Here is a 23,350-nt window from a genome sequence, read left to right on the forward strand (position 1 = left end):
GAGAAATAATTTCCATGAGCCAGTTTAAAACTCAAGAAGAAGCCGAAGCTGCAGGCGTGTATGTGCAAAAAATACGCAGTTTTGTTAAGCGCGAGGGGCGCTTAACTAAAGGACAGGCAAAAGCCCTTGAGGAATTCTGGCCAACCATGGGCTTGTTACATAGCGATGGGAAGCTGGACTTTGAACAGGTGTTTGGCCGAATTGCCCCTATAGTCCTTGAAATTGGTTTTGGCATGGGCAAATCATTAGTCGAAATGGCGGCCAACGAAACAGACAAAGACTTCATTGGTATCGAGGTTCATCGTCCAGGTGTTGGTACGTGTATGGCCGAGGCCGACGAGCAAGGTGTAAGTAACCTTCGTGTATTTGAACATGATGCAGTTGAAGTATTGGCTGATTGTGTTGCAGATCAAAGTATTGACCGATTGCAACTATTCTTTCCCGACCCATGGCACAAAAAACGTCATCATAAGCGTCGAATAATTCAACCTGATTTTGTGCAAAAGCTGCGTGCCAAACTAAAAATTGGTGGGGTTTTCCACATGGCTACGGATTGGGAGAATTATGCTGAGCATATGCTAGAAGTTATGTCGTCAGCTGAAGGGTTTAAGAATTTATCACAACACGACGATTATGTTCCTCGACCAGAAAATCGTCCTTTAACTAAGTTTGAACAACGTGGACACCGTTTAGGCCATGGAGTTTGGGACTTGATGTTTGAGAGAGTGAGCTAATGTTATCGACCACAAGCCAAGTGCTTGTGCGCAACAAAGAATTATTTGAAACCGGTAAGTGGCTATTTGTTAATCCTCCAGAAGCCGATATTTTCTCAGCGCTGAGCAACGCTGACATTTATGGATTTCATCAATTTTTTGATGTGTATCAACAATGCCCTAATAATCAAAAACATGTTTTTGAAGCCCATTATCCGATAGAGCAGTCAGAAGGCAAATTATTTGATGGGGCTGTGATATATATGCCTAAATCAAAAGAGCATGCTAGCTTATTAATTGCCAATATGGCTGCATGCGTAAAGCCCAATAGCAACATTTTTCTGGTAGGTGAGAATAAATCGGGGATTAAAAGTGCAGATAAGCTTTTCGCAAACGTTTCTCAGCGCATAAATAAAATCGATTCAGCTCGCCATTGCAGTCTGTATTGCGCACTTTTGGAAAACACCGCCACCTTCGACATCAAATCCTTTATAAAATACGAAGATATTCAAGTAAGTAAAACGACATGTAAGATCGCGTTTATGCCGGGTATATTTAGCGCTGGCGCTCTTGATCCCGCTACGCAATTATTAATTGAAAACTTACCTGAACAACTTACAGGTAATGTTTTGGATTTCGCCTCGGGCTCTGGCGTAATAGGTTGTTTCGCAGCAAAAAACAATCCTGGGATCAATTTAACTTTATGCGATGTTAGTGCGGTAGCAACCTATTGTAGTCAACTAAGTTTGTCGGCGAATAACCTTCAGGGTAAAGTTTTAGCTTCTAACGGTCTTGCGGAAATTAAGCAAAAATTTGATACTGTACTGACAAACCCGCCGTTTCATACGGGTATAAAAACTGATTACAGTGTGACAGACCAGTTTATCAAACAAGTAAAGTTCGCATTAGGACCAAAAGGCATATTAATGTTGGTTGCTAATCGTTTTTTACCCTACCCTGATATTATTAAAGGATCGTTAAACTCGGTTTCAACACTAGCACAAACGTCGAAATTTAGCCTTTACAGAGCCCAAAAATAGAATACAGTTATTTAATATACAAAATAGATAGCTAATTCGCAGTGTTGAATTTTAGCAGTCTCACTTTTCGACGCTTGCTAGCGACACTGTTGCTCATGTAATCTGCTCAATATTAGAAGACGCAGATGCGCAATACTCTGTTGTGTAAATTTGGAGAAATATATATTGAAGATTCTTTTTGTCGTTTCCGAAGTAGAAGATTTAGCTAAAACAGGTGGTTTGGCAGATGTAGCTAAGGCTTTGCCCATCGAACTTAAAAAGCTAGGCCATGATGTCATCTTAGTAATGCCATACTATAAACTACTAGCCGAAAAATTTGATGCTCCAATAGTTGCGTCGCAAAGTATTGTTTCAAATCACAACACCTATTCATTCAATATACGCCAAATTAATATACAAGATATACCTGTGTTTTGTGTGGATTTTCCCGATTATTTTCATCGAGATGGTTTTTATACGGATGGTTATCATGCGTTTGCTGACAATGCGCAACGTTTTGCATTTTTCGCAGATGCGGCCTTAGCAACCAGCCGAGCGATTGAGTTTAAACCCAACGTTGTGCACTGCAACGACTGGCACACAGCTCTAACGCCATACTTTTTGAAAATCGATAACAGCGGCTTCTTTGCACAAAGTAAAACAGTATTAACCATTCACAATGGTGCCTTTCATGGTACTCATAGAATCGACCAAATACCCTTTGTGAATCATCATTCAGCATTACACAACCAACTCGATGGCGACGCATTGAATTTCCTACGAATTGGGATTCGTTATGCCGATAAAATTAACACTGTTAGTCCAAATTACGCTAACGAACTGTTGACCACTTTAGGCAGTCATATGCTGTATAACGAGTTTTCTGCACGTAGGAAAGATGTCTCAGGCATCTTAAACGGGTGTGATTATACTCAGTGGGACCCTGCAACCGATGAATATATACCTATCAATTTCGACGCAAACAACCCTGCAGGAAAGCAGGAGTGTAAACGAAAGCTTCAAGAAACTGCAGGCTTTGAGCAAAACCAAAAAGTTCCGCTAATTGGTATGGTTTGCCGATTGACGGAACAAAAAGGGTTCGGTTATATCTTACCGATACTAGAAGATTTACTGCAACACAATGTTCAGCTATTAATTGTTGGAACAGGCGATCCTTCGATTAGTGAAGTATTACATCGTCATGCACAAATTCATCCTGACAAGTTTATATTTATAGAAACTTTTAGTGTTGAACTAGCGCATTTGTTAGAAGCAGGTAGTGATTTCTTTTTAATGCCTTCGCTGTTTGAGCCTTGCGGACTAAACCAAATGTATAGTTTAGCTTATGGTACTGTACCTATTGTTCGTGCTGTAGGTGGATTAAAAGATACCGTTATTGATATAGCTCATCAACCTGATTTAGCAACCGGATTTGTGTTTGAAAGCCCGGATAGTTCTGCTTTACTTGGCTGTATCTATCGCGCTCTTTTACATTATTACGAATATCCAGACAGTTTTAATGAAATGAAGATTCGTGGCATGAATACCCGATTTACCTGGCATCAAGCAGCATTAGAATATGAGGCACTTTATCAATCATGCTGAGTTACTCTAAGGTCGCTCTGGCGACTTTGAAATTTGTTCGATTATTTATTTTTGCGATTGCTTTATGCATTGGTTTTTCAGCAGTTGCACAGCAAGCAATACCGGACAAGTGCATTCAATTGCCGGAGCGTAATAGCGCTTGTCCCAATATATTATATAAACGTTCACCTGTTGATGTTGCTAATTACGACATTAAACAAGGAGAAATGATGTGTATATGTATGGCAGATTTTAGTTCATTACGCATAGAAGCAAGTGACGACGCTGGAAAAGTGGAGCAAATTTTGACTTTGAATAAAGCCTCAATAAAATTAAATATCGATGAGAAAACCCTACTTGAAGTTATACGAAAGTAGTAAAAAAAACGTATTTAATCCATAGTCTTTGATTCTTTTCACTTTTATTCGTCAAAAAGTTTTCTTTTTAGCCAATTTATATCACTATTATTGATAGCGGCCCAAAGCCTAAATTAGAAACCGACGAAACTTTATGGTATTTAGCGTAAAAAACATATCATTGAAAACACTCATTGTTTGGGTGGTGATGGGAATTACAACTTTAGCCCTTGTTGTTACGTCAAGCATTTCATTGATTAATCAAATAACAAATTATAAGAATGAGTTAACGCAACAAGTATTAGTATATGCGGAACTTATCGGTAGTAATGCTAGCACAAGTATAAAATTTGATGATGATATCGTTGAGCATGACAATCTAACTATCTTAAGCGCAGCCAAATTCATTGAAGCCGTTCACATTTATAAATATGTGGAGGGGCAAAACCCAACATTTTTCACAAGTTATAATCGAGCAGATCAACTGCCTATACCTCCCATGTGGAGCCGTATAGATGAGTTAAAAAAACCTGTACAAATTGATAACCATTATGAGTTTATTCGGCCTATAGAAAATAACAATGAGCTACTTGGTTATGTTTATATTAGGGTTTCTGCTGATATCTTAAATAAACTGATCGCTAGTTCGATTTTAACCACATTAGCTGCTTTGGTAGTAATTTTAATCATCTGTTATTTGCTGACCTTAAGATTACAAAAAGCACTCGCAGATCCCATTACAAACTTAGTTACATTGGTGCAGCGCATTTCGAGACAAAGAGATTACAAAAGTCGAGCTGAAAATACTAACATCAAAGAGTTAAATATATTAGGTGGAGCGTTTAACGATATGCTCGATCGCACGCAGCATTACCTGCAAGAAAGAGACAATGCTGAGATGGAACAGCAGAAGTTGCATGCAAGTTTGGAAGAAAAAGTCCAATTGCGCACCGTAGCGCTTAAAGAGGCAAATCAAGAACTCATTGAAACCCTTGAAAAACTCCATCAATTTCAGCGGCAGATGGTTCAAAATGAAAAAATGGCGTCCTTAGGAGATATGGTTGCAGGTGTAGCGCACGAGGTTAACACTCCTATCGGATTGGGCGTGACTGCCTCAACAATGATGCTGGACCGACTTAAAAATATTGAAAAGGAATTCGATGCTAAAACATTAAAGGCCAGTACGTTATCCAAGTTTATTTCCGAAGGTCAGGAAAACCTAAACATTATCTATCGAAATCTAAATCGCGCAGCGGAACTCATTTCTAGCTTTAAGCAAGTTGCAGTTGATCAAACTAGCGAGAGTAACCGAACATTTAGTTTTTCTCAGCTAATGGATGAAATTTTGTTGTCGATGCGTCCAAAGCTGAAAAAATATGATCATGTAGTCACTGTGCATTGTCCTAGCGATTTATACATTGAAACAAAAGCCGGTCCAATAAACCAAATAATGATGAATCTCATAATGAATTCTATTATTCATGGTTTTGAATTCATACAAAAAGGCAATATCGATATTTATGTGGAGATGATTACCGATAACAAAATAAAAATACGTTATGTTGATGATGGCAAAGGTATTCCCGAACACCTAAGAAAACGAATATTCGATCCTTTTGTGACCACCAAACGTGGCCAAGGTGGCAGTGGTTTGGGCATGCATTTGGTGTACAACCTTATAACCCAAGCCCTGAACGGTTCCATCACGATTACCAGTGAAATAAACAAAGGAGTGGAGTTTACGATTCTGTTTCCAGTCAGAAAAGTAAACGCAAGTACTATGGTAAAGAGTTCATAAATGATGTTAATAAGAATAATTGTTGCCTTAACAGTGACATGGAGTACGATAATTTATGCTAATAAAAACGATTTCGAAGTATCAACAATCTCGATTCGTTCAACATTCTTTATCCACGTTATCAACTATTCTCGGTGGGAAAACGAACCCGTCGATCTGAAGTTTTGTTTAATTGAAGATGCCTCAAACAAACATTTTTTAATGTTGCAAAATGCGGGTTTAATCGATCGAAGTGAAAAAAATATAAACTTACAGCGAGTGCAAAGTTTATCACAGGCTATTGAACATCATTGTCACTACATTTTTGTTGATGAAGTGAATGAATCATTAACTTTAGTTAAAGAATTGAAACAAACTAGCTTATCGATTGTCACTATTGGAGAGACAGCGTCTTTTATTAAGAATGGCGGCTTGATGAGTTTGATTGAAGAGTACGACAAGATAAGAATTTATATAAATAAGGACCAGTACGAAGTTTCGCCAGTAAAATTCAGCGCGAGACTACTAAAGTATGCTAAATTCAGTGGATAATAGCCTGATTTCAAGATATTTTCTGGTAAACTAAATGTATTGTAAAAAAACGGATAAAAACAATGACGCCTAATATATTAATTGTTGAAGATGAAGTAGTTACACGAACTACATTGAAGAGCCTGTTTGAAGCGGAAGGCTATAACGTTTTCGAGGCTGAAGATGGCAGCCAAATGCATGATTTTTTCGAAAACAATAACATCAACCTGGTAGTGATGGATATCAACTTACCAGGCAAGAATGGACTTATACTTGCTCGTGAAGTAAGAGACCGCAAAAATGTCGGTTTGATTTTTCTTACGGGAAGAGACAACGATGTTGACCGCATCTTAGGATTGGAAATTGGTGCAGATGATTATCTGACTAAACCCTTTAATCCAAGAGAATTAACCATCAGAGCTAGAAACTTACTCAATAGAACTCTTAGTAATAACGATGATGATGATTTACCAAGTCGTGTTAGCTTTAATGGCTGGATTCTAGATGGTGATAGCCGCAGCTTGATATCTCCTAGTCAAAATGAATTCCGTTTGCCTCGTAGTGAGTTTCGCGCATTGCATTTGTTTTTGAGCAACCCTGGAAAAATACTTACCAGAGAACAATTAATCATGGAAATGACTGGCCGTGAATTGCGTCCTAATGACCGTACGGTTGATGTGACTATCCGTCGCATACGTAAGCATTTTGAATCGGAAGTAAATTCAGAAGATTTGATTGTTACCATCCATGGTGAAGGTTATCGCTTCTGCGGCTCTGTCGATATGTAAGAGTAGCGATTGATGCTTTGAACGCATTCGAAAGGGCTGTCACAGCCCTTTTTTACGTTTAATCTCATCATTTTACTATGTGTAATTTTTAGCACTTCGAGGCAATTATCAGACTTTTAGAATATCTCAGCCAAGAAGCGAATGGTGGCGAACGCAGCCCTCAAGTTATTTTTGCGCAATTTGAAGAGTTACTCACCAAAGTACCTCTACTTTATTCTATTCTGTTAGCCAACTCTTTGGCGCTCGCTTATACGCACTATGGTGTTGCTCCTGACTATCTGACATTGTATATGGCGGCGATATTAAGTTTTGGCTGCATCACTCGTGCGTTAAAATGGTACGGTTTCAGGCATAAAAATTTTTCGTTAAAAGAAGCAAAACATCAAATAAAAATGACGGTGTTATTTGCTGTAATTATGGGGGTAGGTTTTTCAATCTGGAGTTATACCCTGTATTTTTATGGGGATTTCGCACTGCGTTCCCACGTCATCTATTACATGTCGATAACCGTTATAGGCATCATTGTATGTCTAATTCACTTACCTGCTGCTGCTTGGTCAATATCGATTTCAGTAGGCATACCGTTTGTTGTATTTTTCGTTTTTACCGGCGAACCGATTTTTATCGCGATTGCGAGTAATTTCGCTTTGGTGACAATTGTATTAGTTACCGTAACATTAAGTTATTACCGTGCGTTTTCACTAGTTATCAATGCTAAACAAGAGTTAGAACAACAACATAGACACACTCAAAAGTTAAACGACCAAAACGAGATATTAGCAAATCAGGACGGTTTGACTAAGTTAGCTAATCGAAGAAGTTTTGCCAATCACTTAAACCGAAAGCTAGCATCGAACACCGTCAAACATTCTTTTATCGTCGGTTTAATCGATCTAGATGGTTTTAAACCTGTTAATGATATACATGGTCATGCCGCAGGAGATCGCGTGCTATCAGATGTAAGTGAGCGACTTCGTAAGCTACTCAGTGAAGATTGTTTTCTCGCCAGAATTGGCGGTGATGAGTTTGCACTAGTCATTGATCACAGTGAGGTCCATGAAGAAATTCATGCATTAGGAAAACGCATAACGACGGCATTACAAGTACCGTTTAAAATGCGCACTGGACTCGTTCAAATCTCTGGGTCTTGCGGTTTTGCAATCTACCCTGAAGCTGGCAATACTGCTGAAGAACTGATGGATAGGGCTGATTTCGCGTTATATGAGGCTAAAAGTAAATCTCGAGGTGCGTCAATCATCTTTAATAACGAGCATGAGCGTTTAATTAGAGAAAAGTCGCGAGTGGAATTGGCTTTGACACAAAGTGTAAGTAGCAAGCAGATGTCATTGCACTACCAACCTATAGTTGACGGATTTAATGATGAGATTGTAGGTTTAGAGGCGCTTGCTCGGTGGCATCATAGTGAATTAGGTCAAATACCTCCGGAACAATTCATCGCAATCGCAGAAAAAACCGGCATTGTGACTGAAATCACATTATATCTTTTCGAGAAAGCGATAACCGACCTTAAACGTTGGCCAAGTCACATGTTCTTATCATTTAACCTTTCAGTGCACGATATTATTAGTCCAGACACCATTCAACAGCTCTCACAAGTTTTGCAAAAATATGACGTTCCAGCTAATCGAGTGCAATTTGAAATTACTGAAACCATCATGATGTCTGATCTGGACCACTGCTCAAACGTCACTCGAGAATTACAGCAAAAAGGTTTTAAAGTAGCACTAGATGACTTCGGCTCCGGTTACTCGAGTCTAAGTTATATTCACAAGCTTGCCTTTGACTCGCTAAAGATAGATCGTAGCTTTGTGCACAATTTGCATATAGATATACGTAGTCAAGGCGTGGTCAAAACCATCTTAGAGTTATGCACTAGTTTTAATGTGGGTTGTACGGTAGAAGGTGTGGAAAGCGAAGAGCAAAAAAACCTGCTACTTACACTTGGGTGTAAGCATATGCAGGGTTATTACTTTTATCGACCAGGCCCTATCGAAGACATTAATTTAACCGGAATTGCATCTTCGTCTAAACAAAATGCAAATTCAGGCTAAACTTATCCTCCCGCGAGTTGCATATTGCTGACCAGAATAGAGCCAGTGTGAATACTACCGCGAGTCTCAGCAACCGAACCAATAGCTGAGATGTTCATCAACATGTCTTTTAAATTACCTGCAATGGTAATTTCGTGTACAGGATATTGAATTTCACCATTTTCTACCCAGAAACCCGCAGCTCCCCGCGAATAGTCACCAGTCACAATATTCACGCCTTGCCCCATAAGCTCGGTAACCAGTAATCCAGTTCCCATTTCTTTTAATAGAGCTTGGTCACTATGTCCTGTGTGCTTTATCAACCAATTATGAATACCACCTGCATGTCCATTGGTTTGCATTCCCATCTTACGTGCAGAATAACTGGTTAATAGGTAGTGATTTAACACGCCCTGACTGACTATTGTCATGTCTTCAGTTTTCACACCTTCATTGTCAAATGGTGAACTTGCCAGTCCAGAAGCAATGTGTGGACGCTCAAGAATCTCAAACCAATCAGGTAATACTTGAGTGTTCAAGCTGTCGAGCAAAAAAGACGACTTACGGAATAAACTACCACCGCTCACCGCACTGACAAAATGCCCTAATAAACCGGCCGCGACGTCACGATGGAAAATCACCGGTACTTTAGCTGTTTTTAACTTACGCGCATTTAATCTGCTTAATGTGAATTCAGCGGCTTCTTTACCAATTTGTGCAGCTGAAGTCATTAAATCAGCCTGACGATTAACTGTGTAGCTGTAATCTCGCTGCATATCGCCATTATCTTCACCAATAACGACACAACTGAGACTGTAACGACTACTAGGATAACCTCCGATAAAGCCGTGACTATTTCCATAGACTTTCATTCCGATATTGGCGTTATAAGAAGCGCCGTCAGAATTAGTGATTCTAGGATCGAAATCTAACGCCGCTTCTTCTGCGATTAAAGCTTGTTGAATACCGTGCTGAGTGTCTAACTCAATAGGATGATACATATCTAAATTGGGATAATCATAAGCCATTAAAGATTCGTCCGCCGGACCAGAAAACGGATCTTCACTGGTATATTTTGCAATTTCGCAGGCTTTTTCTACGGCTAAACTAAGCGCATTGATACTCAAATCAGCTGTTGAAGCACTGCCTTTTCGTTGACCAAAGTAAACGCTTATTCCTAAGCCACCATCATTGGTAAATTCGACAGTTTCAACTTCTTTTAATCGCGTCGAGACGGAAATTCCTTCGACTTTAGACATGCTAGCCTCAGCATGACTCGCCCCTTTTTGCTTGGCCAATGCCAAAACATCTTCAACGGCTTGTTGAATTTGGGCTAATTGTTGCTCCATTTGCATATAAGACTCACTTTCAATGCACAACTTTTAATGCTGTGTCGTATTAGCTGGGTTACAATTAGCATAGTGTAACACTAAAGACATTATCATGAGCGATACGAATTTTACCGAAAACGGTGCAGATCAAGAAATCAAAAGCAAAACTCAACTTAAGCAGGAAAGTCTTGCTATCCAAAAGTTGGGAGAGACATTAGTAGATCTAGGTGCAGCTTCATTAGCCAAGATCCCAATGGACGATGAACTGGCCGATGCTGTTGAACTAGCCCGCAGAATCAACAAGAAAAAAGATGGGTACCGACGCCAATTGCAATTAATTGGAAAATTGATGCGTCATCGAGACACTCAGCCAATTCAGCTCGCGTTGGATCAATTGCAGATGGCTCACCGTCAGCAAACCAAACAGTTCCATCATGTGGAAGAAGCTCGGGATAAGGTATTGTTGGGCGACAAACACATTGAAGCCTTATTAAATGAGCACCCTGAATTAGATCGTCAAAAGTTACGTCAATACGCACGACAAGCAAAAAAGCAGCAAGAATTGAATAAGCCACCTAAAGCGGCTAGAGAATTGTTTCAATATCTCAAGGAAAACTTGTAGGACCTGCCATTCCATGGGATAAATCCTGAAGAATCCCCACAGTAAAAAGAAGTAAGTGCTTGAAATTTGGTATTATATATTTCACCACAAAACAAAAATAACCAAACTCAAGCACTATGAAGCTATTATCAGATTTATTTACCTTAGATTCAAACGTTTTAGATCCGCGTATTACCACCTCACTGTTTACCGCTGCTAAAAGCCTCATAAATGGCTCTGAATTAACCTTAACAGCGATGGGAAGAAATGCGGCTTGTGACACTGGTGGCATTGAAAAGCACAGTATTAAACGGATTGACCGACTGTTGGGAAATCCTCGACTACACCGGGTTATTCCTCGCTATTATCAAATCATACAAAGCTTGTTTATCACGGATAAACATCCGTTAATTCATATTGACTGGTCAACGGTGTACAACTATAACTTTGTGATGTTAAGAGCAGCAATCTCCATTAAAGGACGGGCGATTACCTTGTATGAGGAGGTGCATCCTGAGGAACAACATGCTCAGCCGGTGATTCAGAAACGTTTTTTAGCTAGGTTAGCTAAACTCTTACCGAGTGACTGCCAACCGATTATTTGCACAGATGCCGGGTTTAAAATACCTTGGTTTAAGGAAGTGAGCCGACTCAACTGGTATTGGTTGGCAAGAACCCGCGGCAGTGTGAAATGTAAATTGGCGACGGAAAATCAATGGCGCTACGTAAGTGATTATCATACTCGAGCCTCTTCTAAGGCCATGGAGCTTCCCGTTTGTACTTTATCGAAAAGAAGTCAGTATTCGTGTCGAGGCGTTTTATTCAAAGGGAAAAACAAACAACGACATAATGTAAATAGAAAAGGGGTGGTGACCAAAGACAATATTAATAAGCGTCATAGCAAGTCAGCCAAAGAGCCTTGGTTCTTAGTCTCCAACCTTCCGCAGCATCAATTCAGTGCGAATAAGCTTGTCCATTTATATTCACGTAGAATGGCCATTGAAGAATCGTTTAGAGATTGTAAAAATGAATACTATGGACTGGGATTATCCCGTAGTTTAAGTCGCTGTGAAAAACGTCTGCAAGTCATTTTACTCTTAGCCATGATGGTACAATTCTATCTATACTGTGTGGGTAAAGCGGCAGAAGCCCAGGGCTATCACCGCCATTTCCAAGCAAACACCACCACGAGCCGGCGCGTACTATCTTACGGGTATTTAGCTCTGAGACTGCTCAAGCATTCTCGGTTTTATCTAAATGAGAACATGCTCAAAGCATCCATCGAAGCCCTAGTGGAGGATGCAAAATGTTGATGCCGCTGTGGGGATCCCTCAGGATAAATCCCATGCTACAACTCCACGGGATAAATCCCGTGCTACCTGTAGGTGAGGCGTTAGCCTCGCGATAGAAATCACAACTCCATTGGATAAATCCCGCGCTAGCTGTAGGTGGGGCTGTAGCCCCGCGATAAAAATCACGACTCCATGGGATAAATCCCATGCTACCTGTAGGTGGGGCTGTAGCCCCGCGATAAAAATCACAATTCCACGGGATAAATCCCATGCTACCTGTAGGTGGAGCTTTAGCCCCGCGATAAAAATCACGACTCCACGGGATAAATCCCATGCTACCTGTAGGTGGGGCTTTAGCCCCGCGATAAAAATCACGACTCCACGGGATAAATCCCGCGCTACAGTGATGTTCCCCCAACGGTTAATTCGTCCACTTTAAGAGTCGGCTGGCCAACGCCAACGGGAACACTTTGTCCGTCTTTTCCGCAAACCCCGACACCTTTATCTAAACTCAGGTTATTGCCAATCATCGATATTTTTTGCATAACTTCAGGGCCGTTACCGATCAACGTAGCACCTTTAATCGGCGTGGTGATTTTTCCTTTTTCAATCAGATAGGCCTCTGAGGTTGAAAACACAAATTTACCGGAAGTAATGTCGACCTGCCCACCACCAAAGTTAGGAGCATAAATACCTTTATCAATACTACTAATAATTTCTTCTGGGCTGTATTGCCCTTCTAACATAAACGTATTAGTCATTCTGGGCATAGGTAGATGCGCATAAGATTCTCTACGACCATTTCCTGTTGGGTTAACTCCCATTAGTCGCGCATTTAACTTGTCTTGCATGTAGCCAGTTAATATTCCATCTTCAATTAAGACATTTCGTTGAGACGGTGTACCTTCGTCATCAACAGATAATGAGCCTCGTCGATCAGCGAGTGTACCGTCATCAACGACTGTGACTCCTTTTGCCGCGACTTGTTTACCCATTTTCCCGCTGAAAGTTGAAGCACCTTTACGATTAAAATCCCCTTCAAGACCATGACCTACAGCTTCATGTAGCAACACTCCAGGCCAGCCAGCACCTAATACAACTGGCATCAATCCCGCTGGCGCATCAATAGCTTGCATATTAATTCGTGCCATATGGATTGCTTCATCGGCAAGCAGTTGAAAACGAGGTTTATCACCTTCATTTTTTAAAAAATATTGATAACCGTAACGTCCGCCCATGCCCGCACTACCACGCTCACGACGCCCTTGATTTTCAATTAATATGGAACAGTTAAGTCGAATAAGAGGTCTGATATCTGTGCTAAAAGTACCATCTGTGGCGGCAACTAAAACTTCTTCATACACGCCACTAATACTCACCACAACCTGTGTGGCTAATGGTTCTTGATCGCGAATATACTTATCAACATCTTGAAGCAAAGTGATTTTTTGGTGCTCTTGCATGTCCAAAATAGGGTTTTGAGCATAGTATCGGGCGGTGGTTTGTTTTTTACTGCTAGCTTTGACTTTAAAGTTTCCACCGGAGTTGGCGATCGTGCGAGATGCTGTTGCTGCTTTTGTTAACGCTTCCAAACTAATATCGTCAGAATAAGCGAAGCCTGTCTTTTCACCGCTAACGGCACGCACGCCGACGCCTTTTTCAATATTGTAGCTACCGTCTTTAATAATTCCGTCTTCTAGCACCCAGCTTTCGTGTTGACTTGATTGAAAATAGATATCGGCAAAATCATTTTGATGCTGACATATCAGATCTAACGCGGATACCACTTTGCCAGAATCCAAATCTGCGGCATGTAATAAATTTTTTTCAACCAAATTAGACAAGGTAACTCCTGAATTGATTATGTTGCTGAACCGGCATATTGGTTCGAATTCTACTGATTTCGGAAGGTTCAAACTTTGCTTTTGCCGTTCCAGTTCCTGTGGCAATTTCTGATAATGTTTCACCCCAAGGCGATATCACACATGAATGACCGTAAGTTTCTCGACCATTGGCATGCACACCGCCTTGATTGGCGGCCACTAAATAACATTGCTTTTCAATCGCTCTGGCTTTTAACAAAGGTTCCCAATGGGCTTTACCAGTGGTGCGAGTAAAAGCACTAGGTAATACCAGCACGTCAATATCACCCATTGCCACAAACATGCCAGCGAAGCGCACATCATAACACACTGCGACGCCGATTTTTCCAAAAGGTGAATCCACGACAACGACCTTTTCGCCGGCTTGTGTGTATTTTGATTCCAGGTAATTGCGGGTCCCATCTTCTACTTCTACGTCAAATAAATGAATCTTTTGATACTCATCTACGCGACGACCGGCATCGTCAAAAACCAAACAAGACGCTGTATATTTACCCGACTTAATGGTTGATAAGGGAATAGTACCTGCGACTAACCAAACTTTGTATTTGGCGGCCATTGCCGATAAGGCGCACTGAATCGGACCCTCATCCAATTCCTCAGTTATCGATAGCAAAGCTGCATCACCTGCGCCAAAACACGCAAAACATTCTGGCAAGACAACTAAATCACCAGCGTTTTGCTGTGCAATAAAATCTTCAACCTGTTTCAGATTAACCGATACATCTGGACTAGACACGAGCTGACATGCCACCAAATTAGCCATTATTAACCCCTTGTATCATTATTGATTTGCAAATTTACTCGTTCGTCGGGCAATACCTGCGGAGGTTTGTCTTCAACATCTTTTTTATTAGGTATGTTTCTGGCAGGTAACGCGACCTCTTTACTCTTTCTATCCAATTCAGTCAGAATAGGATCATCTAAGGTCCCTGTGACTGAGTATTTTACATTAGAAATAACTTTTGCTTCTGTAAGTACCTGATCAATCGCTAAGGCCGCAATAGCCGTAGCAGGGTTTACCATCCAGTACACAAGTAAGGGTAAGCTCGAAGTCACATTTGGCGCAAACTCAATTTGATAGCTCAATTCTTTACTGGTTAAATCAGTATAACCCGCAATCAGCATTTCTCCTGCGGCACCGTCTATGACCATATCTCGGGTATCGGCTTTGCCATTAACAATTTGAAATGAGCCATTCATTTTGTCGTAGAAGAAGCCTTTAGCAAATACATCTCTGAAATCTAAACTGAGTTTTCTAACCAAAGATTGTAAGCTTAAGATACTGAATATGCGCGCCCCTTTGTCACTCACATCAGATAAATAACCGTCTGTTAAACGCCAATCAATCCCCCCTTTGAGGCTGGCTAGGGAAAATTTGTGTGGCGAGTCTTGCCAACTGAGATCAAATTTAAAATTCGCTTTGGAGTCTTTAATTCCAGAATCAAATCCGAATCCCTTCAAAAATGCACCGAAATCTGGACTACTAAGCTCACCTTTGAGGTCTGTACTTGTTCTTTCTGGTGAGATAAACCAATCTCCGCTAGCATACAAAATACCATTACTATTATTTAACCGTAAACTATCGATTTGCATACCCGTAGGGGCCCGAGATAGTGAAAAATCGACCTTACCTAGGTCGTGTCCAAAGATCCGACAGCTTTTACAGTCAAATGAAACAGGAGGGAGATTCTGTAATATGGGTTGCGGCGTTTGCAGTTCGCTTGGATCTTCGTGCCACTGCGCTAAATCTATAAAATCAGCGCGAATATCTACCCCACGATTTAACCAATCATCGTACAGGGTTACTTTGGCTCTAATTTGATCGGCATTAAACTCTAAAAGCCAATCGTCAGTGGAGTGTTTTGCGACTAATTCAAGTTGATTAATTTTCTGGCCAGCGACTATCATCGTATCAGCGTTCACGTAAACCCGTTGTGGTGCTGACAAAATAGGGGTTTCATTGCCACTGGGTAGGTCACTAATGATATTTGAAATGACTTGATACCAAGCATCGAAGTTAGCTTGCTGCACGTTAGCCGATATACTAAACCCAAGTCCCATCGCTAAAGATTCACTTTCGCCAATAGATAAATGAGCGCGGGAAAATTGCATCGTATCGTGTGGGAGTACACCTTCAAATGATATGGATTCCCCTAACAGAAAACTGAAATTAGATGCTTGGTCTTCACCTTTACCCGTCACAAAAAATACTGTTTCATCTTCACTATTTTTATTAAATGGTGCAGGTAAAACTGACTCTAGACCCTGTAAATTGCTAATTAACTCAAACTCATATGCGTAACTGTCTTTGTTTAGTGTTAGTTGAGTATTGGCCTGCCAAGCACTTTTACCCTTAACATATTCGTTTAGGCTAGGCTGATGTTGTGACAATAACGGCTGCAATTGCCAGTCACCTTGCAGTTCAATATCTGCTTTGTAAGCACCCGAAGAATCTGAGTGCCCAGCGAAGTTAGCTGAGATTTTTTGACCTAGCAGCTCCCCCGTTAACCCATTAAAGTTAACTTTTTCATTAGCAAACGAAACGACCCCGTGCATTTTGTCAAAATTTAACTTCAAACTGGGCAAATAGACAGGATTGCCATTAAGACGGACTTCTCCCTTTGCCATTACGTCTTTACCAGATAAAGGAATATGTAAATCTAATTTGGTGGCCAACATACCACTGACGTTTACGCCATCCGTCAGCACTGCACCTAAGTTGTCTGCCAAAAAGCTATCGAGTATTAATTCTGTTACTTCGCTGCTGTTCGCACTTACATCTGCATCTATATTGAGTACCGCACTGTTGTTCAGAACAGGAATAACGGCTTTAAGTTGAGATAAAGCGACATTCTTTAATTTACCTTTGTGAGCCAGCATAGACAGGCTTTTATTTTCAAACAATAAATCTATATCTAAATCGGTGAGCTTCGGCCAATTTGGATCAAACTTGAACTCACTATTATTAACATCAACAGTAATTTGAAAAACGCCCTGATTTTCTGCAAATGGAAATTGATCTAGCGCTCCTTGCCACAACACTTGAGTAGCAGCAATCTGTCCACTTAGCATCGCATTCTGCAAATATTTTTTGGTCTCGGCCCCCATATATTGATCAGGGAACAGTTGTTTTACCTGAGCAGCACTTATCTCACCAATATTAGCACTAAGATCTAATTGATTGCTTTTGCTATCAAACGCCATTTGCAACGCTAAATTAAGATCTGGACCTGCCAAAGATAGCTGTGGTATCTCAACGATCAATCCTCTGGGCTGCCAGTCCAATAATGCTTCAAGATCGATGGAATCGTAGATTAAATTCGTATCCAACGTATTATTAGCAGTAAATTCGCCATTACTTCCCGAAATGGTTAGTTTGCCTAGGTTGTCGTACATACTAAAGCGACCTGATAACCCACTAACACCGGGTAAGGCATCCACTTGATTCCAGCTCACATTAGAAAAATTAGCAGTAGCTAAAAACTGTTTACCAACCAACATCGCTAGCTCGTCAACGCGCACATTCGGATCAAGTTGATCAAAAAAATCTATTGTTTGTTTGTCAAACGCGAGCGGTAAAACGGGCAATAGTGATTGCAGATTTACCGGTGCTTGCATATTGAAATGCGTATTACCGTCACGACCTATGTGTCCCTTCCAACTGGTAACCAAGCTTTGTTGATTTGATTCTAAGATTAAATCATCAATATTTACTTGCCAGCCAAACTGATCAGGCACACCACGAATATTGCCGCCAATAATCGCTGCATCAACCTTACTTTCAGGAGAAGTCCAAGAAAACTCACTTTTATCCAGTTGCATTTGCACACTTTCAATACGGCTTTGATTTAGTTCTGCCCAAAACGTAAAATTACCTCTACTTTGAGTTAGTTGATTCTGGGTGCGAATTAGCTGATTTAACCAAGGAGATAAATCGAGTTCTTCACCTCGGGCATAAAATGTACCGCTGAGATTGTCTTTGTTGCCTGTCAGATCAAGCATGAAAGTCGTTGAGTTATTGGCCAACTCAACGACTCTTAATTGGCCTACTGCTTGGTGACGCTCATCCTTGTTTACCCAACTCAATTGCTGTACTTGAATTAACTGTTGGTCATAACGTGTGGTCACGTCAATTACACTATTGCGAACGGAAAAGCGATGCAGTTGCTGCAAGAATAAGTCTTCTAGGGCATCCACCACGGGAAAGCCGCTTTCTGAACTTTGAATACGTGCCAGATTAATAGATAGCGCTAGCCCGTTGAGTTCAAACCGTCGAGACTGAATTTGTCTGGCAACGATTGAACCCCAAAAATCGATTTCAATTTGCGTTTCGCTTATTTCTAAACCAATTGGTGATTGTTGGTCTTGTTTGAGCTTTACATCTTTGAGGACAAGTGATGGACCACTTTTAGCCCAATTTGCGCTAAGCTCTCCAATACTTAAATCTATGCCGTAACGGTCACTTAAAAAGGTTTCAATGCGTTGCTTATTTTCGTCCATGTAGGGTAAAGAAAAGCGCACTATGCTGATGCTCACAGCTACAAGCACTAGCAAAATAGCTGCTAGCGTCCATAGTTTTTTAACTAAGTAAGCGGCATAGTAGGAAGCTGACTTCACATCATTACCACATCGAACTTATCTTGGTTATATAACAATTCTGTTTGCACTTTTATTTGTTTTGACACAAATACCTCTAATTCAGCTAACATATGGGACTCTTCCCCCATCAGCGCTTCAGCGACCGCTTGTGACGCATATACCACGAATTTATCTGCGTCATAGGCACGATTCACTCTAACAATTTCACGCATCACCTCAAAACATATCGTTTCGACAGTTTTAATAGAACCACGCCCTTTACATACTGGACACTCGCCACACAGGATATGTTCCAAACTTTCGCGCGTGCGCTTGCGGGTCATCTCGATTAGCCCCAGTGAAGTGAAGCCATGAATGTTAGATTTAGCCCGGTCTTTGCTGGTCGCAGCTTCTAAACTGTGCATGACTCGGCGTTTATGATCTTCATCGGTCATATCGATGAAGTCGATGAGAATCATACCGCCTAAATTTCTGAGTCTCAGTTGACGAGCAATCGCTTGTGTCGCTTCAATATTGGTGTTGAAAATGGTCTCTTCGAGATTCCTATGACCGACAAATGCCCCTGTATTAATGTCGATCGTGGTCATGGCTTCAGTTTGGTCAATGATTAAGTAACCTCCTGATTTTAGTTCGACACGACGCTCTAACGAACGTTGCGCTTCATTTTCCACATCGTAGAGATCAAAAATGGGGCGCTCGCCTTGATAATATTCGAGCAGCTTATTTAACTCAGGTACGTACTCTTGAGTGAAATGCTGTAACTCTTGAAAAGACAGTTTAGAATCGATACGAATGCGATCCAGTTGTGTACCTACGAAGTCTCTAAGTACACGTCTCGCCAAGGGTAAATCCTCGTATAACACGTTTCCTTTTCGACCTTTCATACGAGTTTGAATTTTTGCCCACAAACGTTTTAAAAATTCCGCATCCGATATCAGTTCTTTTTCTTGTACACCTTCTGCTGCGGTACGCAAAATAAAACCACCATCATCACTACAATATTCCTGCACCAGTGACTTTAACCTTTCTCGCTCTGCTTCATCTTCTATTCTTTGCGATACCCCTACGTGGTCAACACTGGGCATAAACACTAAATAACGTGATGGGATAGTAATATCTGTGGTTAATCTGGCACCTTTTGTACCAATCGGGTCTTTTACTACCTGAACAACAATATCTTGACCATCACGCAGCAAATCTCTGATATCTTTTTTTGCAATTGCGGTGGTTGACATCTCATCACTGACTTCATTATGAAAGGCAATATCTGACGCATGTAAAAACGCGGCTTTATCTAAACCGATATCGACAAATGCGGCCTGCATTCCAGGAAGAACACGACTTACTTTGCCACGATATATGTTGCCTACTAAGCCACGTTTGGTATGGCGCTCAACGTGTATCTCCTGCAAGATACCGTTTTCAATCAAGGCAACTCTCGATTCTGAAGGTGTTACATTTATTAGTAATTCAGCACTCATACAGCTCAATTCCTGCCTGTTTTATTAATTCACTTGTCTCATATAAAGGTAAGCCTACTACCGCACTATAACTACCTTTAATATGCTTAATAAACTGTCCCGCTAAGCCTTGGATACCGTATCCACCGGCCTTGTCATGAGGTTCGCCGGTGTTCCAATACCAATGCATTTCGCTTTCTGATAATGATTTGAAGTAAACCTGAGTAGCAACCATACATTGATAACATTGTGTTTTAGTTTGTAGGGCGACTGCCGTCATCACAGTATGTTGCTTACCACTTAATTGTTGCCACATATATTTTGCATGTTGAAAATCAGTTGGTTTACCTAAAATCACTTCATCATTACCTGACCCCACAACCACAATAGTATCTGCGCCCAACGCGCCATTTATGTCGTGACTTTGTAGCCAACCCTGCTTGGCTTTTTCTATCGCTAAACGAGAGACATAATCATTAGAGCGTTCATTTATCAATTGAGTTTCATCAATATCTACATTAAGTGTAGTAAACTTCACACCTAATTGAGTTAATAGCTCTCTTCGCCTTGGAGATTGGGATGCTAGCAATAACATGCGGACCTTAAGTAATTCTGAATTGCCGTCTGACTTTGCGCAATAATGCAAAAATCCAAGGCCACATTAACATCGTCGTTAATACCGGCCAGAGATAGTTAAATAGAAAACTAACATCGGTTTGCAAGTGCTGTAACCAAAATACGACGAGGTGATAAAGCGCTGCCAATGTGCCTATGATAAAAGATTGCTGCCACAAGGAATAATTACGTAATCGTTGGTAGTTCGAAACCAGAATAAAAATGTTGATACACAAAGCGAAGCTATGCACGCCCAAACTTGTGCCCATTAATATATCGAGTACCAGGCCGACTATAAATGCAACGCCTACATTAACCCGAGTAGGGAGTGCTAACGCCCAATATGACAACACCAATAATACCCAATCAGGGCGAAATTGATCGACCGTTAACGGCATAGGGACGATTTGCAAAATCAAAGCAATAATAATACTCAACAGAATGATGTAATTACGAAGCTTCATGACTAATTCACCGATTGATCAGTTTGCTGCAGGTTGGGCTGAGTAGGCGCATCATCCGGCCACAATAAAAGCAAGTATCTTAATCTGTCGAGCTGTGCAATGGGGGTTGCGGTCACTTGCGCAAAAGGACGACTTTCGTCACGGACTATAGAGGTAATAGTTGCGGTGGGGTAACCTTCTGGAAAGATATTTCCCAAGCCTGAGGACACCAACAAATCACCCACTTGAATATCAGCACTGTGAGCAACATGTTCCAGAATTAATTCATTAAATTGCCCCGACCCATTAGCAATCAATTGCACATTATTGCGTGCATTTCGAAGAGGAATAGCATGGGTAATGTCGGCCAACAAGAGAACCCGGCTGTTGGTACTGCCCACTTCCATAATCTGCCCGACAATGCCTTTATCATCAAGGACAGTTTGCCCTTCATAAACCCCATTAATAGCACCTTTATCAACAATAATTTGCAAACTAAAAGGGTTATTATCCACTGCCATTAGTTCAGTCACCATTTTTTGTACAGGTGCTGAGATAGGTGAACCTAAAAGCGTTCGTAGTCGGTCATTTTCAGCTTTTAACAATTCAAACTGCTGCAGTTTTTCAGACATGCTTAACGCCTGTAACGTTAAATGTTCGTTGTCTTCAAGCAACTTTTTGTGGGTGGAAAATTTTTCGGCACTAGAGCTGAGGATTTGTCCGGGAAGACTTGCTATGTATTGCAGGGGACTCACAAGTGAGTTTAAATAAACTTTTACTGAGGCGAAACCGTCGTATTTGTGGTCGACAAAAATCAATACCACAGAAACAACTAAGGCCAACGCTAGTCTGCTGACAATGGATGGCCCTCGTGTAAACATAGTATTCATCTAAACTAAATACCTGTTTGATAATGATTGTAAAACGTCAAATTTGTCTGACACAATTATTCCCTTGTCCAGACTATTCGTAACTAAACAGGTCACCACCATGAATGTCTATCATCTCAAACGCTTTACCTCCACCACGTGCAACGCAGGTTAAAGGATCATCAGCGATGACTACAGGAATACCTGTTTCTTCCATGAGTAAACGATCTAAATCTTTCAATAGTGCACCACCGCCGGTTAATACCATGCCGCGTTCAGAAATATCAGAGGCTAGTTCAGGTGGTGACTGTTCCAATGCCACCATAACAGCAGACACAATACCTGTTAGCGGCTCTTGCAACGCTTCTAGTATTTCGTTGCTGTTGAGCATAAATCCTCTGGGTACACCTTCGGCTAAATTACGGCCACGCACTTCAATTTCTCTTACCTCTTCACCAGGATAAGCAGCACCAATTTCGTGTTTGATACGTTCGGCCGTCGCTTCACCGATAAGTGAACCGAAGTTACGGCGAATATAGTTGATGATAGCTTCATCAAATTTATCACCACCGATACGTACCGAAGATGAATAAACCACGCCATTTAGTGAAATGATAGCAACTTCTGTGGTACCACCACCGATATCAACCACCATAGAGCCTGTCGCTTCAGAAACAGGTAATCCAGAACCAATAGCCGCCGCCATTGGCTCGTCTATGAGATAGACATCCCTAGCTCCGGCACCTAACGCTGATTCACGAATTGCACGGCGTTCGACTTGCGTTGAACCACAAGGCACGCAAACCAGAACCCTAGGGCTAGGCTTAAGGAAGTTATTGTCATGAACTTGTTTAATAAAATGCTGAAGCATTTTTTCTGTCACGTAGAAGTCGGCGATGACCCCATCTTTCATCGGACGAATTGCTTTGATGTTTCCAGGTGTTCTACCAAGCATTTGTTTCGCAGCAGTACCTACCGCGGCGACACTTTTGGGCCCGCCTGCGCGTTCCTGACGAATAGCAACTACAGAGGGCTCGTTCAAAACGATTCCCTGACCTTTGACATAAATTAGCGTATTTGCCGTACCGAGGTCGATTGATAAATCGTTTGAAAACATTCCTCGAAGCTTTTTAAACATGAACAGACCGCACCCTGTTGGAGATAGTAATAATGATCCGCTAACTTTACCAATGCCCCTGTGAATCAGCAAGTAAAGAATAGATATATAGCCGGTTAACTACTAAAGAATAACGATTTTTAGGTGATTGATGGGGAAAAGTGAGATTTTAAGGAATGCATTGTGCTTTTTAGCACAAAATTCATGGGATAAATTCCATGCTACAACTGCAAATCCTAATTCCCATACTACAAATCTGTAGGTGGGGCTTTAGCCCCACGAAATTATCTAAACATGCCATGGGATAAATCCCATGCT

At 41.0% G+C, this 23,350-nt stretch carries 20 protein-coding genes; 10 read left to right on the forward strand and 10 right to left on the reverse strand.

The genetic code is table 11. The features are described 5' to 3' along the window. Window positions 1-14: 14 nt before the first annotated feature. From trmB to GLIP_RS05410, 8 genes are all read left to right on the forward strand, one after another. Entirely contained in the window at window positions 15-734 is a 720-nt protein-coding gene (gene trmB, locus GLIP_RS05375) for a tRNA (guanosine(46)-N7)-methyltransferase TrmB (protein WP_008843574.1), read from the forward strand. After that, on the forward strand, window positions 734-1,753 hold the full coding sequence (locus GLIP_RS05380) for a methyltransferase (RefSeq protein ID WP_008843575.1): 1,020 nt from the start codon (window positions 734-736) through the stop codon (window positions 1,751-1,753). Before trmB ends, GLIP_RS05380 begins: the two co-directional genes overlap by 1 nt. Before the next feature lie 165 nt (window positions 1,754-1,918). Next, the gene (glgA, locus tag GLIP_RS05385) at window positions 1,919-3,337 is read left to right on the forward strand and encodes a glycogen synthase GlgA (RefSeq protein WP_008843576.1); all 1,419 of its coding nucleotides are present in this window, start codon (window positions 1,919-1,921) and stop codon (window positions 3,335-3,337) included. After that, entirely contained in the window at window positions 3,331-3,693 is a 363-nt protein-coding gene (locus GLIP_RS05390) for a hypothetical protein (RefSeq protein ID WP_040521912.1), read from the forward strand. Before glgA ends, GLIP_RS05390 begins: the two co-directional genes overlap by 7 nt. Before the next feature lie 133 nt (window positions 3,694-3,826). Next, window positions 3,827-5,470 carry an ATP-binding protein gene (locus GLIP_RS05395; protein WP_008843579.1) on the forward strand — a complete coding sequence of 548 codons (1,644 nt, stop codon included), beginning with the start codon at window positions 3,827-3,829 and terminating at the stop codon, window positions 5,468-5,470. Next, the gene (locus GLIP_RS05400) at window positions 5,471-6,001 is read left to right on the forward strand and encodes a YfiR family protein (protein WP_008843580.1); all 531 of its coding nucleotides are present in this window, start codon (window positions 5,471-5,473) and stop codon (window positions 5,999-6,001) included. Between the two features lie 62 nt (window positions 6,002-6,063). Next, entirely contained in the window at window positions 6,064-6,768 is a 705-nt protein-coding gene (gene arcA / locus GLIP_RS05405; protein ID WP_008843581.1) for a two-component system response regulator ArcA, read from the forward strand. Between the two features lie 236 nt (window positions 6,769-7,004). Continuing rightward, entirely contained in the window at window positions 7,005-8,840 is a 1,836-nt protein-coding gene (locus GLIP_RS05410; RefSeq protein WP_153886270.1) for a putative bifunctional diguanylate cyclase/phosphodiesterase, read from the forward strand. 2 nt (window positions 8,841-8,842) lie between these two features. Here GLIP_RS05410 and pmbA read toward each other — a convergent pair whose 3' ends face one another. Further along, window positions 8,843-10,174 carry a metalloprotease PmbA gene (pmbA, locus tag GLIP_RS05415; protein ID WP_008843583.1) on the reverse strand — a complete coding sequence of 444 codons (1,332 nt, stop codon included), beginning with the start codon at window positions 10,172-10,174 and terminating at the stop codon, window positions 8,843-8,845. An 88-nt stretch (window positions 10,175-10,262) separates the two neighbouring features. Between pmbA and yjgA the strand changes: the two genes are divergently transcribed. Together yjgA and GLIP_RS05425 are read left to right on the forward strand one after the other, a co-directional pair. Continuing rightward, window positions 10,263-10,772: a ribosome biogenesis factor YjgA gene (yjgA, locus tag GLIP_RS05420; protein WP_008843584.1), complete on the forward strand. Its 510-nt coding sequence runs from the start codon at window positions 10,263-10,265 to the stop codon at window positions 10,770-10,772. A gap of 116 nt (window positions 10,773-10,888) precedes the next feature. Next, window positions 10,889-12,064, forward strand: coding sequence for an IS4 family transposase (locus GLIP_RS05425; protein ID WP_008843585.1), 1,176 nt, complete (start codon window positions 10,889-10,891; stop codon window positions 12,062-12,064). Here GLIP_RS05425 and GLIP_RS05430 read toward each other — a convergent pair. The 9 genes from GLIP_RS05430 to GLIP_RS05470 form a co-directional block, all read right to left on the reverse strand. Beyond that, the gene (locus GLIP_RS05430; RefSeq protein ID WP_153886271.1) at window positions 12,021-12,461 is read right to left on the reverse strand and encodes a hypothetical protein; all 441 of its coding nucleotides are present in this window, start codon (window positions 12,459-12,461) and stop codon (window positions 12,021-12,023) included. The two genes, GLIP_RS05425 and GLIP_RS05430, sit on opposite strands and share 44 nt — an antisense overlap. Beyond that, window positions 12,442-13,887: a metalloprotease TldD gene (tldD, locus tag GLIP_RS05435; RefSeq protein WP_008843586.1), complete on the reverse strand. Its 1,446-nt coding sequence runs from the start codon at window positions 13,885-13,887 to the stop codon at window positions 12,442-12,444. Before tldD ends, GLIP_RS05430 begins: the two co-directional genes overlap by 20 nt. Next, window positions 13,880-14,692, reverse strand: a complete 813-nt coding sequence (locus GLIP_RS05440) for a carbon-nitrogen hydrolase family protein (protein ID WP_008843587.1) — start codon at window positions 14,690-14,692, stop codon at window positions 13,880-13,882. The genes tldD and GLIP_RS05440 overlap by 8 nt, the downstream gene beginning before the upstream one ends. Window positions 14,693-14,694: 2 nt before the next feature. After that, window positions 14,695-18,546, reverse strand: a complete 3,852-nt coding sequence (locus GLIP_RS05445; protein ID WP_008843588.1) for a YhdP family protein — start codon at window positions 18,544-18,546, stop codon at window positions 14,695-14,697. Continuing rightward, window positions 18,543-20,009 carry a ribonuclease G gene (gene rng, locus GLIP_RS05450; RefSeq protein WP_008843589.1) on the reverse strand — a complete coding sequence of 489 codons (1,467 nt, stop codon included), beginning with the start codon at window positions 20,007-20,009 and terminating at the stop codon, window positions 18,543-18,545. Before rng ends, GLIP_RS05445 begins: the two co-directional genes overlap by 4 nt. Continuing rightward, window positions 19,999-20,583, reverse strand: coding sequence for a Maf family protein (locus tag GLIP_RS05455; RefSeq protein ID WP_008843590.1), 585 nt, complete (start codon window positions 20,581-20,583; stop codon window positions 19,999-20,001). The genes rng and GLIP_RS05455 overlap by 11 nt, the downstream gene beginning before the upstream one ends. A 7-nt stretch (window positions 20,584-20,590) precedes the next feature. Next, window positions 20,591-21,067, reverse strand: a complete 477-nt coding sequence (mreD, locus tag GLIP_RS05460) for a rod shape-determining protein MreD (RefSeq protein WP_008843591.1) — start codon at window positions 21,065-21,067, stop codon at window positions 20,591-20,593. Window positions 21,068-21,069: 2 nt separating this feature from the next. Next, the gene (gene mreC, locus GLIP_RS05465; RefSeq protein WP_008843592.1) at window positions 21,070-21,936 is read right to left on the reverse strand and encodes a rod shape-determining protein MreC; all 867 of its coding nucleotides are present in this window, start codon (window positions 21,934-21,936) and stop codon (window positions 21,070-21,072) included. A 73-nt stretch (window positions 21,937-22,009) separates the two neighbouring features. Then, window positions 22,010-23,053 (reverse strand): rod shape-determining protein, encoded by a 1,044-nt coding sequence (locus GLIP_RS05470; protein WP_008843593.1) that lies wholly within the window; start codon window positions 23,051-23,053, stop codon window positions 22,010-22,012. Window positions 23,054-23,350 lie beyond the last annotated feature (297 nt).

The organism is Aliiglaciecola lipolytica E3 (assembly GCF_000314975.1).
Lineage (GTDB): Bacteria > Pseudomonadota > Gammaproteobacteria > Enterobacterales > Alteromonadaceae > Aliiglaciecola > Aliiglaciecola lipolytica.

Excerpts from the sequence above, each read along its gene's own strand:
- arcA (WP_008843581.1), top strand. The coding sequence starts at position 6,064 with ATGACGCCTAATATATTAATTGTTGAAGATGAAGTAGTTACACGAACT.
- pmbA (WP_008843583.1), bottom strand. The coding sequence starts at position 10,174 with ATGCAAATGGAGCAACAATTAGCCCAAATTCAACAAGCCGTTGAAGAT.
- GLIP_RS05425 (WP_008843585.1), top strand. The coding sequence starts at position 10,889 with ATGAAGCTATTATCAGATTTATTTACCTTAGATTCAAACGTTTTAGAT.
- GLIP_RS05440 (WP_008843587.1), bottom strand. The coding sequence starts at position 14,692 with ATGGCTAATTTGGTGGCATGTCAGCTCGTGTCTAGTCCAGATGTATCG.
- rng (WP_008843589.1), bottom strand. The coding sequence starts at position 20,009 with ATGAGTGCTGAATTACTAATAAATGTAACACCTTCAGAATCGAGAGTT.
- GLIP_RS05400 (WP_008843580.1), top strand. The coding sequence starts at position 5,471 with ATGATGTTAATAAGAATAATTGTTGCCTTAACAGTGACATGGAGTACG.
- GLIP_RS05390 (WP_040521912.1), top strand. The coding sequence starts at position 3,331 with ATGCTGAGTTACTCTAAGGTCGCTCTGGCGACTTTGAAATTTGTTCGA.
- mreC (WP_008843592.1), bottom strand. The coding sequence starts at position 21,936 with ATGAATACTATGTTTACACGAGGGCCATCCATTGTCAGCAGACTAGCG.
- GLIP_RS05380 (WP_008843575.1), top strand. The coding sequence starts at position 734 with ATGTTATCGACCACAAGCCAAGTGCTTGTGCGCAACAAAGAATTATTT.
- GLIP_RS05455 (WP_008843590.1), bottom strand. The coding sequence starts at position 20,583 with ATGTTATTGCTAGCATCCCAATCTCCAAGGCGAAGAGAGCTATTAACT.
- mreD (WP_008843591.1), bottom strand. The coding sequence starts at position 21,067 with ATGAAGCTTCGTAATTACATCATTCTGTTGAGTATTATTATTGCTTTG.
- GLIP_RS05395 (WP_008843579.1), top strand. The coding sequence starts at position 3,827 with ATGGTATTTAGCGTAAAAAACATATCATTGAAAACACTCATTGTTTGG.
- GLIP_RS05470 (WP_008843593.1), bottom strand. The coding sequence starts at position 23,053 with ATGTTTAAAAAGCTTCGAGGAATGTTTTCAAACGATTTATCAATCGAC.
- yjgA (WP_008843584.1), top strand. The coding sequence starts at position 10,263 with ATGAGCGATACGAATTTTACCGAAAACGGTGCAGATCAAGAAATCAAA.
- trmB (WP_008843574.1), top strand. The coding sequence starts at position 15 with ATGAGCCAGTTTAAAACTCAAGAAGAAGCCGAAGCTGCAGGCGTGTAT.